This is a genomic window from Methanococcus voltae PS, assembly GCF_024807035.1.
Lineage (GTDB): Archaea > AGJL01 > Methanococci > Methanococcales > Methanococcaceae > Methanococcus > Methanococcus voltae.
On record NZ_JANUCQ010000001.1, the window covers coordinates 183,258 to 196,667 of the forward strand.

The 13,410-nt window shown below is 29.2% G+C and carries 10 protein-coding genes and 2 tRNA genes; 6 read left to right on the top strand and 6 right to left on the bottom strand.

What is annotated here, in order from left to right:
* Positions 1 to 137: 137 nt before the first annotated feature.
* Positions 138 to 1,823 carry an NAD(P)H-hydrate dehydratase gene (locus M2325_RS00920; protein ID WP_259050574.1) on the top strand — a complete coding sequence of 562 codons (1,686 nt, stop codon included), beginning with the start codon at positions 138 to 140 and terminating at the stop codon, positions 1,821 to 1,823.
* A 300-nt stretch (positions 1,824 to 2,123) separates the two neighbouring features.
* Entirely contained in the window at positions 2,124 to 3,020 is an 897-nt protein-coding gene (locus tag M2325_RS00925) for a PHP domain-containing protein (protein WP_209590157.1), read from the top strand.
* A 101-nt stretch (positions 3,021 to 3,121) separates the two neighbouring features.
* On the opposite strand, the gene M2325_RS00930 is transcribed toward M2325_RS00925, so the two are convergent.
* Positions 3,122 to 4,036, bottom strand: coding sequence for a dihydroorotate dehydrogenase (locus M2325_RS00930; RefSeq protein ID WP_259050817.1), 915 nt, complete (start codon positions 4,034 to 4,036; stop codon positions 3,122 to 3,124).
* Between the two features lie 394 nt (positions 4,037 to 4,430).
* Here M2325_RS00930 and M2325_RS00935 point away from each other — a divergent pair, with 394 nt between their 5' ends.
* A complete protein-coding gene (locus M2325_RS00935) occupies positions 4,431 to 4,670 on the top strand; it encodes a DUF378 domain-containing protein (protein ID WP_209590158.1) in 240 nt (79 codons plus the stop codon).
* 164 nt (positions 4,671 to 4,834) lie between these two features.
* Here the strand turns inward: M2325_RS00935 and M2325_RS00940 are convergent, their stop codons facing one another.
* From M2325_RS00940 to M2325_RS00955, 4 genes are all read right to left on the bottom strand, one after another.
* Complete coding sequence (locus M2325_RS00940; RefSeq protein WP_259050576.1) at positions 4,835 to 5,575, bottom strand: RNA methyltransferase; 741 nt, start codon at positions 5,573 to 5,575, stop codon at positions 4,835 to 4,837.
* 222 nt (positions 5,576 to 5,797) lie between these two features.
* Positions 5,798 to 8,959 carry an isoleucine--tRNA ligase gene (gene ileS / locus M2325_RS00945; RefSeq protein ID WP_209631636.1) on the bottom strand — a complete coding sequence of 1,054 codons (3,162 nt, stop codon included), beginning with the start codon at positions 8,957 to 8,959 and terminating at the stop codon, positions 5,798 to 5,800.
* Between the two features lie 173 nt (positions 8,960 to 9,132).
* A complete protein-coding gene (locus M2325_RS00950) occupies positions 9,133 to 9,573 on the bottom strand; it encodes a DUF356 domain-containing protein (RefSeq protein ID WP_209590161.1) in 441 nt (146 codons plus the stop codon).
* A gap of 319 nt (positions 9,574 to 9,892) precedes the next feature.
* Entirely contained in the window at positions 9,893 to 11,041 is a 1,149-nt protein-coding gene (locus M2325_RS00955; RefSeq protein ID WP_374759651.1) for a nucleotidyltransferase family protein, read from the bottom strand.
* A gap of 186 nt (positions 11,042 to 11,227) precedes the next feature.
* Here M2325_RS00955 and M2325_RS00960 point away from each other — a divergent pair.
* Positions 11,228 to 11,304: transfer RNA gene (locus M2325_RS00960), tRNA-Val, on the top strand.
* A 50-nt stretch (positions 11,305 to 11,354) separates the two neighbouring features.
* Positions 11,355 to 11,431: transfer RNA gene (locus tag M2325_RS00965), tRNA-Val, on the top strand.
* Positions 11,432 to 11,557: 126 nt separating this feature from the next.
* Here the strand turns inward: M2325_RS00965 and hypB are convergent.
* Positions 11,558 to 12,226, bottom strand: coding sequence for a hydrogenase nickel incorporation protein HypB (gene hypB / locus M2325_RS00970; RefSeq protein ID WP_209590162.1), 669 nt, complete (start codon positions 12,224 to 12,226; stop codon positions 11,558 to 11,560).
* Positions 12,227 to 12,617: 391 nt separating this feature from the next.
* Between hypB and wtpB the strand changes: the two genes are divergently transcribed.
* Positions 12,618 to 13,391 carry a tungstate ABC transporter permease WtpB gene (gene wtpB, locus M2325_RS00975; protein ID WP_209590163.1) on the top strand — a complete coding sequence of 258 codons (774 nt, stop codon included), beginning with the start codon at positions 12,618 to 12,620 and terminating at the stop codon, positions 13,389 to 13,391.
* Positions 13,392 to 13,410: the final 19 nt, after the last annotated feature.

Sequence of the window (13,410 nt, forward strand, 5' to 3'; positions counted from 1 at the left end):
ATGGTATAATATAGCATGAATTACATATGTATTTTTAGATAGTATTACTTAGTATATAAGCTTTATTTATGGCTTTCAAGAGCTAATTATCGTGAAATGACGAATAAAATACGCAATCATATATATAAGGTGGTCAAATGGATTTAAACAATACTAAATTAGATTTAGGTAATAATATAATAAATCAATTGAAAAATTTTCAGCAAAAATTTAAAATAATTCAAAAAGAATACATAACTACCGCCGAAATGAATATATTAGATAATAATTGTGAATATTATGGAATATCTAAACGTATGTTAATGGAAAATGCAGGAATACAGGCATATAATGAAGTAATTAATCATGAAAAACAGGTTGAAAATACAACTTATGCCGAAATATATTTGTTTTGTGGTAAGGGAAATAATGGGGGAGATGGCTTTGTATTGGCTCGGCATTTGTCGAACCCACATAGAGTTAATGTCGTGTTATTAAATGATGAAGATGAAATTAAGACACAAGAAAGTAAAGAAAATTTTGACATAATAAATAATATTTATAAATTTGGAAATATTAATATATACAATCTAAAAAAAGATTTTGAACAATTATTTTTGAATATATCTTATAAATTAGATACAATTGCTAACGAAGATGAGTGTAAAAAGAAGATTTTATTCGTAGATGCTATGTTGGGGACTGGAATATCGGGTAATTTAAGATATCCTTATGATAAATGTATTGAATCTCTAAATTTGTTAAAAAATAATGTTAATTATAATAATTATATTGATATAATTAGTTTAGATACCGAAACTAAAGGTTTAATCTCTGATAAGATAATTACTTTTCATAATTATAAGGATGAGTATAACGAAGATAATTTCAACAATTTAAATTCAAGTGAAAAATCAAATAATAAAAACAAAACTATCTTAAAAGAAATAGGCATTCCAGATTATATTAATTATTTAATAGGAATTGGTGAGTTAAAAAGTCTTTCAAAGACTGAAACGGATTCCCATAAGGGAAATAATGGTAGAACATTAGTAATCGGGGGCTCTAAGGACTATTATGGGGCTCCAATTTTTTCAGCAGTAGCCGCTTCAAAGATTGTGGACGTCGTAACTGTAGCAACCGTTATTCCTGTAGCAATAGCCTTAAAAAATTATCCTGAATTAATGATTAAAGAGTTTAAAGGGGAATATTTTAACAAACATCATGTCGAAGAATTGGCATCTATCTCTAAAAACTATGATTCTATAGTTTTAGGTTGCGGAATTGGCTTAAATCCTAATACAAAAGAATTTTTGGAAAAATATTTAAATAAAATTTTAAGTGAAAAGGAGTCCATGCCTAAATTAATAATAGATGCTGACGCTATAAAATTGATTAATCCATTAGACAGTGATGATTTAAATAAAAATTTAAATGAAAAAAATAAAGAATTATATATAAAATTGTTTACGGACAAAAATATTATATTTACACCACATAAGGGAGAATTTGAATACATAAAACCAATTTTGAAAGAATTATCGGACATATATCAGTCAAATATAGTTTTAAAAGGTAAAATAGATATAGTATTCAATAAAAACAACATAAAATTAAATATGACAGGAAACGCCGGAATGACTATAGGGGGTACTGGGGATATTCTAGCAGGGTTAATCGCAGGTTTTTCCGCTAAAAATGACCCTTACGTATCCGCTTGTGCAGGCGTATTTATAAACGGACTTGCAGGCGATTACTTAAATAAGCAAATTGGATATAATTATAATTCCAGAGATATTTTAAATGTAATGCCTAAAATTTTACATAATTATTTAGATTTTTAACCAGCTCCAATCTGTTAATATTTTAATCATCCAACCTATAATCATTTAATTTTTTCAATTCTATTTTTTATTTTTTTATCGATTATCACACTCGTTTTTACATCTATATATTATATATAGTAAAATCGACAGATAATCATAAATAGGATATAAAATTAAAACTAAAAAATTAATTAAAACTAAAAAATTAAAAACACTGACGTGTAACATATAAGGAATAATTTAAATTTTTAAGATAAAATACTTTATATAATAATTTATATTTATGAAATAATTTTAATTTACAAAAAGAGGGAATTTATGGAAGATTATAATTCATTAGCGGATTTGCACACACACTCTAAATATTCCGGTTTAATGAGATATATGGGATTAAAATTCCCGGATTCGGTTGAAGAACCAGAAAAGATAGTAAGATGTGCAGCTAAACGTGGTTTAAACGTGGTTGCAGTTACGGACCATAATACTATACAAGGTGGATTAAAAGCGACAGAGTTTGCAAAAAAATACAATGTCGACGTGGTTGTAGGTAGCGAAGTAATGACGAATGATGGGGAAATTTTAGGACTATATTTAAATGAAGAAATCCCTAAATTCTTAAGTGCTGAAGAGACAATCGATTTAATACACGAACAAGGTGGTTTAGCGGTATGCCCTCACCCATATAGCCCGATATGTCACGCAGTTGGTGACAAGATATTTGACTTGGATTTAGATGGTGTTGAAGTATACAACGCATACCACAGAGATGGTATTGTTAACAATATTGCATTAGATAAAGTACTTAAGAACTATCATAAAAAATCTTTTGCATTTTTAGGAAATAGTGACGCCCATATTGCAAGAATGGTGGGTAATGGCCATACTAAATTTAATGGAGAGACTGCCGAGGATTTATATACATCTATAAAATCCAGAAAGACATCATTCCATGGAACGCCTACTCCGTTATCCGATATAATATTATGGAGTTATAACATTGTTTACGCTTCCGAAAAAGCTTTATTTAATTCGGCATTCCGTAAAAAAGAAGATAATATATTAAAGTACCAAACTACGCGATTTAAGAAATGTTTAGGTGCATTTTGTGGTATGGCTTATATCGGAACGCCATTACCATTATTAGCAGGGGTAGCTGGTAATATGTATCTTAAAAGAAAAGCAAAGGCTAAGTATAGAGAAACCTATAGAATTTAACTAAAAAAGTAAATAATTAATTATTTTTATTATTTTAATATTATTTATCAATCTTTTTATTTTTTCAATTTATTTATATTGTAATTTAAAGAAAATTCGAACTAGTTATGGACACATCCAATAATGTCACTCATTTTTAATTCTTTTTTAAGTAAATATTCGCTGATTTCATCGTTTATTTTGTTGAATATTTCGTATCCTCGGTAATAAACGCCTGTACCAACTTGAACAGCTGAAGCACCCGCCATCATAAATTCGATTGCGTCAGAACCTGTCGTAATACCTCCAACACCAATTATTGGAATTTCAACAGCCGAATATATATCATATACATTCTTAATTGCAATAGGTTTGACAGCTTTTCCAGACATTCCGCCGTAAATATTTCCCAATATTGGCTTTTTGGATTCTATATCTATAACCATACCTGGACCAAGTGTATTAATAGCGGTAATACCATCAGCGCCCGCATCTTCAACGCTAGTAGCAATTTCTTTAATGTCTGTTACATTAGGTGTTAATTTAGCTATTACTGGCACTTTTGTTACATTTTTAACTGTGGAAACAACTTTATGACTTAAATTACAATCTTGACCAATCGATGACCCATAACCACCACCTGCATGTGGGCAAGATATATTCAATTCAATTAAATCTACATGTTCGGCTATTGTTTCAGCAACTTTTTCAAATTCTTTTTCATTTTTGCCGTATATCGAACCTATAACTTTTACATTTAAGTCTTTCATCTGTTTTCTAATATATTCTATTTCGTCAATATATTCGTCAATTCCAGGGTTAGGTAATCCCATGGCATTTAAGAATCCACCCTCTACTTCAACCATAGTTGGGTTATTATGCCCAGGCTTTTTTTCAATTCCTATGGATTTTGTACATACTGCACCAGCCCCATTTTTAGCAATTCTACGCATAGCAGAACCAGTTTCCCCCATAACACCTGCCGCTAGAAATACCGGGTTTTTGAAATCAATTCCAAATAAATTTAAATTTAAAATATCCTTTTTACCATTGGTATCGTTTATATTATTTTTATTATGCACACTAAATTTAGACAATATTTCACCTAATTAAAAAGTTTTAAACCTACAATTCTTACGATTTTATAACTTATTTAATAAATTTAAATTTTAGTTATTATTTGTATTTATTTATATTGGAATTATTTATTTTTATAATTATTTGATAGGCCACTTCAAATATAATAATTATTTTAATTATACGTATCTGTCCTCATAAAATATCAGTATATTTGAATAGATAATTACTTAAAGAATAATTTTTATAAATTATATTGAAACTAACTTAACTATTTAGTAGATAATCCTATCTCAAAATTAAATATCGGTATTAATTTGTATATATTGCTAAATATTGTTAGAGAGGGGTATTATGGATATGGAAGTGGAATCAAAAATGCGAAATATGGCAAATCATAAAACATGGTTGGATAAACTTGCTATCTTTTTGGTAATAATTGGGGGTTTAAACTGGGGGTTAGTGGGAGCACTAAACATAGACCTCGTACAAATTATTTCACTAGGTAACTCATTAGTAGCAAGAACTATTTATGTTCTAGTTGGTTTATCTGCCCTTTATATGATATATTACGCATATAAAACAAGCCAATAATTTAAGAATAAATTAATATTGAAAATACTTAGAAAGTATTGATAATATTGGAATTATCGAATTATTGGAATAAATATTGTATTTTAGATTTTTACATTTTTTTAACTTTTTTTTAGTTTTTAGCTTATGGTATTTAATTTTAGATTTAATTTTAGATTTAATTTTTAATCTTTAGTTTTATTTGAACCAATTACTTTATCTTTAAACACACACATAAGTGAATTAGCTTCTCTACCGCTTATAAAAGCTCTAGAAATTACTCTTTTAAATATAGTTTTACAAATTGGCTTTTTATGGTCTTGTATCAATGATTTATCTACGAAATCATTAAATATATTAAGTAATATGTCTTTATCTTCTTTTGACGCTTCTTTAACATTAGTATCGTAAGGTATGTTATCATCAATCTTTATATTGTATAATTCGTATAAAATAACAGCCACAGCATGCGATAAATTCATTATAGGATAATTAGAACAGGTAGGGATTGAAACTAACAAATCACAGAGTTCAACATCTTCATTTCTAAGTCCATCATCTTCCCTTCCAAAAACAATACCTATATTACCTTTAAGACTAATACTTTTTTCCGCTAATTTTCGAGGGGTCATTGGTATCCTTTTAATATTTTTATCCCCGCCAGAAACTGCGCCTGTTGTGGCTACAAGATAGTCTATATCAAAAGACGCTTCTTCAAGTGTTTTATAAAATTTGGCATTTTCCAGTATTTCTTTAGCATGAACAGCACGTATGAAGGCTTCATTATTCAAAACTGTTTCCGGTTTTTCGTCATCTTTATTCTGGACTATTCTTAAGTCGTATGTATCAAAATTCATCATATTTCTTGCAATAGCCCCTAAATTTCCGCTATATTTTGGATTTACAAGTATAACTGTAGTTTTCATAATTTCACGTTTTTAATTTCTAAAAATATAACTGATAATATAACACTAACATAGTATATCAATAATATAATAACAATAATATAATAACAATAGTACTATTTGAATAAATCTATAAAATAATAAAAATGTATTTAAAATTTACAAAAAAAGTAAAAATTAAGTATTACTTGATTAAGTACCAAGTAATTAATTAAATATTAATTAATATTTAATTCAAGGGAATTATTGGGAAATCCTTTTAACACTTATTTTTAAGTCGTATGTTTCTTCATTAGGCGTTTTAATGGTCCATTCCTGATTATATACTGATGAATCATTACTATCAATATCGGAATCACTTACAAAGTTTCCTCTAACTTCTTTAGCAATTCTTGATAATAATTCTTCGTTAAATTCAATTCCTGAGTATAATACACTTATTTTTTCATTTACTTCTAAATCAAGGTCTTTTCTCATAGATTGAATTCTTCTAATTACTTCTCTTGCTAAACCTTCTTTAATCAATTCAGGTTTAATTTCATTGTGAATGTAGAAGTTTCCTTTTGAAAATTCAATACCTACGATATTTTCAGGAATTTCAACTCTAAATTCAACGTATTCAGGTTTAATTTCAAATTCACCCGTGTATGAACCGTTTTTAAGAGCGTCTTTTAATTCTTTTCCATCGATTGAATTTATAAATTTAACTACTTTCGGAACATCACTTCTGAAAACTTTTCCAAGTTCTTTAAAGTTAGGTTTTACAATTATATTTCCTTCAAATTCTTTAAATTCAATTTCTTTGACATTACCTTGTTCTTTGATAATATAGTCATATTTTTCAACTGAATTTTTAATTTCTTCAGGTAATGTTATTTTGTAAATTGGGTACCTAAGAGTATATTTAATTTTATCCCTACCTCTTAATAAACCGTCTACAATTTCCCTAACTAATGAAATATCGTTTTCAAGTTCTTTATTAATCATTGACTCGTCATATTCAATGTTTAACATTGAAATGCTTTCGGGCATGCCTAATTCTTCAAATTTAAGGTTTTGGTAAATCCTTTCGGAGATATGTGGAACTACAGGCGCCATAACAGTTACTAACTTTAATAATACGTAGTATAATGTTTGGTAAACAGCTAATTTGTCCTTACTGTCTTTTTCTTGCCAGGTTCTATCTCTAATTAATTTGATGTACCATCTACTTAAATCGTTCAATACGAAGTCTCTGATTGCCCAGGTGTATGTGTGTAAGAATGGTTGTTCAAGAGCTTCCTTGGAAGTTTTAACAAGTGAATTTACTTTACTTAATATCCATCTGTCTTCAACCCTACAGTTTTCAAGGTAATCCATATTTGGAACGAAATCATCAAGTGTCATGTAGTTTACAGAGAATGAATACGAGTTCCAGAGAGTGTTTAACATACTTCTAACTTCTTCAAGTTCGGAGTAAGCAAATCTTAAATCTTCCCAAGCTTTATTTGCACTTAAAAGGTAGAATCTAAGGATATCTGCACCGTACTTAGCAATAACATCGTCAGGGCTAACAATGTTACCAAGACTTTTACTCATCTTTTCTCCTTTTTCATCCAAGGTGAAACCGTGCATTAAACATTTTTTATATGGAATATCTCCAAATACAAGTTCGCTAAGTGCGTGTTGGGAGTAGAACCATTTTGTAACTTGGTCGTGTCCTTCTGTAATGAAATCAGCTTTTTTAAGCTCTTTTGAACCAATACTTGCATATGGTGCAAGACCGCTATCATACCAAACGTCTAGAACATCAGGTACTCTGCTCATAACTCCACCGCAAGAACATTTAATTTTAACCGGGTCTACGGATGGTTTATGAATATCATCGAGTTTTACCGGTTCGATTGACTTTTCTTCAAGTTCGGCAATACTTCCGATAACTTCGTATTTACCACATTCTTCACATACCCAAATAGGCAAAGGAATACCCCAGTATCTTTGTCTTGAAATGTTCCAGTCGCCTACAAAGGTAACGCCGTTTACATATCTAGTTTCAACCCAATTAGGTGTCCACCCAACAGTTTTACCGTGTTCTATGATGCTATCTTTAATTTTAGAGATTGATAAGAACCATTGTTCGGTTGACCTAAATAATAAAGGTGTTTTACATCTCCAGCAGTGCGGATATGAGTGTTTTGATTTACCATAGTTTACTAATAAATCTTTTTCAGATAGCAAGTCAACTATTTTTTCATCCATATCTTTAATGAATAAACCTTTCCAAATGGATTCTGTATATTTTCCATTGTCATCTAATGGAGCGTAAGCAGGTAATCCGTATTTTGTACCAACTGCAAAGTCGTCTTCCCCAAATCCTGGAGCGGTGTGTACTAATCCAGTACCACCTTCAGTTGTCACGTGGTCGCCTTCTACAATCATGTGAGCATTTTCAAGTTCAGCGAATTCTTTCTGTCTTTCGTTTTCTTCCATAAATGGATGGATGTACTTTTTACCAACTAATTCACTACCTTTAAAGGTTTCTAATACATTGTATTCAAGTGTTTTACCTTGGTATTCTGCTGTATTGATAGCTTTTTTCATTACACTTTCAACTAGAGCTTCAGCAACAATCCAATTTTGTTTACTTGTTTCAGCAGTTTCGTTATCCGTTCTTATAACTTCTACTTTTGCATAATCGAACTCGTTTCCAACAGCAACGAGTAAGTTTGAAGGTAAAGTCCATGGAGTAGTTGTCCAAATAACTATGTACTCATTTTCTGCATCTTTTAATTGGAATTTCACATAAGCTGAAGGGTCAACAACGTCTTTATATTCCCCCCTAACTTCGTGCTCAGCAAGTGAAGTCTCACATCTTGGGCACCAGTACCCAACTCTAAGGTCTTTTTCTAAAAGGTCTTTTTCGTGAGCTTTTTTAAGTGTCCACCAACCCATTTCCATGTATTCCTTTTTGATTGGCATGTACGCATTTTCCCAATCTAACCAAACACCCAAGTTTTTAAATTGCTTTTCCATGTTTGCTTTATGGGTAAGTGCAAATTCTTTACATTTATCAATGAATACTTGAGTTCCGATTTTTGTTTCAATATCTTTCTTTGACGAAAGTTTAAACTCGTTTTCAACTTTAACTTCGATAGGTAAACCGTGCATATCCCAGCCTGCCATATCTGAAACGTTAAAACCTTCCATTCTTTTAAATCTTAAAACAGTATCTTTTATAGTTTTATTCCAAGCAGTACCTAAATGTATGGCGCCGGAACAGTATGGGGGACCATCAACAAAATAATAATCCGGGTTATTAGCAGTTGCATTTAAAGCTTTAACTTTTTTATATATGTTGTTTTTTTCCCAAAATTCTTTAACGGACTTGTCCATTTCAACAAAATCTAGTCCACCTACTGATTTCATTAAAATCACCTAATAATTTTTAATTATAATATATTAGTTATTTGCAATTGTAATATGTATAATAATTATAATAATTATAATAATTATAATATTTGATTATACAAAAATATATTAATATTCTAAAAACTTATAATATTAAAAAAATAATATACTTAGTTTATTTACTATTTTTATTATTTTTTGTTACCTTTATTTTTTTGTTTAGATTTTGTATTTTTTTCAGATTTTTCAGATTTTTTACCGTTTTCTTCATCTTCGTTATCAAGTATGGCTTTACTTTTATAGTATCCTTTTAACATGGGCATCTTAGGAAAATCGTCAATTAAGAAAGAATAAGGTTCGTGTCTTTCGCTAAGTATTACAATGTGTGCAGGAGGGTGTATTTTCCTAATCCTGTCGATTGAACGTGGGGCATTCTCTTCAATTTTTACAAGACAAGCTTTTTTACAAGGTTTTTTAATATTTCCAACGATGTATTCTAAAATTTCATCAGCAGCTTCTGGTACCATGATTCTTGGTTTTCCAACAATCGTTAGTTTAGCGTGCCTATGTACATCTGCTAAGGCGTTTTTTATTTTTTCGTAGCTGTCTCCCCTTATAAGTAACAATACCATTCTTTTCACCGTGTTTAGTTCGATTAAGCGAAATAAAATCAATTTTATTTCTTCTTAACCCTATATAAAAATAAAGTAATACAATATAAAAAATAAAAATAAAAATAAAAAATATTAAATAAATCATTTCTATTTTAATCTTATACTATTTTATTTTCAATATTCAAATTTATTTAACTATATTAAGTATGTCTAAATATTTTTAACTATGTATTAGTTTATTTATCTTTGGAATTTTATATATAAAATACTTGCTATTATTCTGCTAAATTGCATTAGTGTATTGTTAATTTATGTTTAAATTATATTAAAATTTTACCTATTCATAGTCTAAAGAGTTTTCAAGAATTTTTACATTTCTAGGGTAGTATTCAATATAATTGGAAATATCTTCGCTACTTATTCTTGCCTCTAATTTTGTAAGTGTTCTATCATTGCTATTTTTAGTAAATCCGTAAGGCAGTGCTTTTTTAAGCTCTTCAATACTTTCGTAATGTTCTGAACGAGAATGTATTGTATTAGCCATTTTTTCGGGAATTATATTTCGAATATCGTATTTATCATTATTAACAGTATCTAAAATCCTATCTTCGTATCTTTTTAAAATTATTTCGTCCATACCATAATTTTTGAATAGGTTTTCAATAATCTCAATCGTAGTATCTGGAACCATATTTTTTAAAATATCGAAATTTCCATTGTAAATTCCTTCACGTATTTTTGTACCACTAATACCTTCAATTCGTTCTAAAAATTTGAATTTTGGTTCGTAGTTATTAAGTACTTTTCTAAGTTTATGAATGGTGTATGACATAGAAGCTATTACGTAGTTGTCTATTTCTAATTTTTCCCCTAAAACTTCACCTGTTTCTATGCAGGATATTTTATAGGGCTTTATTTTTATATGGTGCCCATCTATAATGCAGGATATTACTTTATTCATTGTTTGCTCTTCTATATATCCTCTAGGTATCACTTCGCCCCCTAATTTATAAAACATCCTAATTAAACACTGTACGTACTGACCTGAGCCCATAATTCCCATTGGTGGACCTTCTACAACTAAGTCTGCACCTGCTTTAATTGCCATTTTAGCACGTATTTCACGATTTAATAAATAAGGAACCCCCCTACCGCTTCTTTCAAGAGGTCCAGGAACAACACAGATAAATATTCCAAATTTCTTTGCAAAATCCATGCAATATTTATGTCCGTTATGTAATGGGTTATATTCGGTAAAATCAACAACAATAGAATCGCCTTTATATCCGTTACCTGCACCCAATGCATCGTTTTTTTCATTTTTAAAAGCTTTAAGTTCTTCAATAATTTCGTTTAGTTTGGAGTCTGATTTTAAATTTATTTTTGATTCCTTTTTTAAATTTTTAGCACAACTGGCATCATCAATGATATTATTTCTATCTTTCTCATAATTTTCAAAATTTTTCAAATTAAAGTCCATATCCATAATATCTAACTCCAAACTTTATATATTTTTATTTAATCCGACTATGTATTGTTTATTTTATTTTTAATCATAATATGTCTAAATATCTCGGTTATACATTGAATAGCTATTTATATAGACAAAACCGAAACATTTATATACTATAATTGCCTTTGTTATTTTGCAATTAATTTGATGAAATAAATGGGACCTATGGTCTAGTTGGCTATGACATCGCCCTTACAAGGCGAGGGTCGCCGGTTCGAATCCGGCTAGGTCCACCATTTTATAAATAGAATATTCACATAATTGCAAACAATAAATAAGCAAAAGAGGACCTATGGTCTAGTTGGCTATGACATCGCCCTTACAAGGCGAGGGTCGCCGGTTCGAATCCGGCTAGGTCCACCATTTTTATTTTAGGCGAATATATTTATTAATTTAAATATATAAATTAATTATTTTTTAAAACTAAATTTTAAACTATAAACTAAAATGATTAAAAAATTAAAAATAGTATGCTAGTTTAGCAACTAATTAGTTTCTTTTTTCGTTGATATTAGTTCTTATATAGTTAGCAACTTCATCAAATCCAATATCTTTCTTAACGGCAGTTAATAAAACATCCATTTCAGGATTTATTATTTTTGCATCAGCTTCCATCTTTTTAGGGTCTGCTTCAACTGCTTCAGCAAGGTCTATTTTGTTAATAATTGTTAAATTAGCTGTTTTAAATATTTCAGGGTGTTTTTCAACAGTATCGTCACCTTCGGTGGCACTAACTACAACTATTCTTTTATGAGTTCCCAAATCAAAATCTGTAGGGCATATTAAATTACCCACATTTTCAATAAATACGATATCTATGTCTTTTAAATCTAAGTCTCCTAGGCTATGACCGATTTGGTGTGCATCTAAGTGGCATTCTTTGCCTGTATTTAATGGAATTACTTTAGCGCCATGCTTTTCCATTCTACCAGCATCGAATTTTGCAATTACATCTCCTGCAATGCAAGCGACATTATAGTCTCCTTTTAGATTTTCAATTAATTTTTCAATTAATAATGTTTTACCACTACCAATTGCCCCCATAAAGTCAAAAGCCACGACATTGTTTTCTTTTAATAAATTTCTGTTCTTATCGGCATTTTTTTTGTTCGCTTTTAATAAATCTTTCCCAACTGTCAAAACATCAACAAAGTGCAATATATCACCAAATTTAAATTTAGTAATCCAATTAATTTATTTATTCTTAATTTGTTAAATATTTGTTAAAGTAATTATTTAGTTATTTGTTATAGCAATATTTCAATTATTTATTAAATTAGTTATTAGACTATTTAATATTTAATTTAGCCAGTTAATTATCTTAGTTTTTATTTTATATATAATCAATGTATTTAATAATATTATTAATTATATCCTGTTAAAATACCACTAAAATTAATTATAAATACTAAACTTTCATATAGTTTAAAAATTATATTATTAAAAATAGTTACGCAAATATATTTCGATTTATTTATATTATATTCCTAACAAAATTTACATTAAGCATTATTTACAGTACTAATTTATTCCCTTTATTTGTGATAATATGAAGATAGATAAAAGTTTTTACATGGTATTCCTGTCCGCATCGATATTTATTTTATTGTTTGTTTCATTGCCTTTGATAACTATGTTATTAAATCCTGGAGACGTTTCAGGGGCTATAATGGATAAAGAAGTTATTAAATCACTTGAAATAAGTTTAAAAGCAGCAGGAATGAGTACGTTATTGGCTTTAGTATTTGGTGTGCCTCTAGCGTATATTTTTGCAAGAAATGACTTTAAAGGTAAAAGTTTAATTGAAAGTATAATTGACATTCCTATGGCAATACCTCACTCCGTAGTGGGTATTATGATACTTTCATTCTTTTATGGGAGCACTATCGGCGAATTTTTAACTAACGCTGGTTTAAAAATAGTGGATAATTTTTGGGGGATTGTAGCAGTAATGCTATACGTAGGAATCCCATTTATGATAAACAGTGCAAGAGATGGTTTTGAAATGGTGGACGAGGAATTAGAACACGTTTCAAGAACATTGGGCGCATCCAGATTTAAAACGTTTTTTAACGTCTCTTTACCGATTATAAAGAATAACTTAGTTTCTGGAAGTATTTTGACATATGCAAGAGGCTTAAGTGAGGTAGGTGCAATATTAATAGTTGCTTATTTCCCTAAAACAACACCTGTACTCATTATGGATAGATTCAACCAATTCGGTTTATCCGCTTCAAAACCAATTTCTGTGTTGATGATTATTGTAAGCATATTGTTATTTACAATATTTAGGCTTGTAAGACATAAAAAAGTTAAAAATTAAAAGGAAATAAAAAATAAGA

Coding starts and splice junctions, on each gene's coding strand:
- M2325_RS00920 (WP_259050574.1), top strand. CDS start 138: ATGGATTTAAACAATACTAAATTAGATTTAGGTAATAATATAATAAAT.
- M2325_RS00925 (WP_209590157.1), top strand. CDS start 2,124: ATGGAAGATTATAATTCATTAGCGGATTTGCACACACACTCTAAATAT.
- M2325_RS00935 (WP_209590158.1), top strand. CDS start 4,431: ATGGATATGGAAGTGGAATCAAAAATGCGAAATATGGCAAATCATAAA.
- M2325_RS00940 (WP_259050576.1), bottom strand. CDS start 5,575: ATGAAAACTACAGTTATACTTGTAAATCCAAAATATAGCGGAAATTTA.
- ileS (WP_209631636.1), bottom strand. CDS start 8,959: ATGAAATCAGTAGGTGGACTAGATTTTGTTGAAATGGACAAGTCCGTT.
- M2325_RS00950 (WP_209590161.1), bottom strand. CDS start 9,573: ATGGTATTGTTACTTATAAGGGGAGACAGCTACGAAAAAATAAAAAAC.
- M2325_RS00955 (WP_374759651.1), bottom strand. CDS start 11,041: ATGGATATGGACTTTAATTTGAAAAATTTTGAAAATTATGAGAAAGAT.
- wtpB (WP_209590163.1), top strand. CDS start 12,618: ATGAAGATAGATAAAAGTTTTTACATGGTATTCCTGTCCGCATCGATA.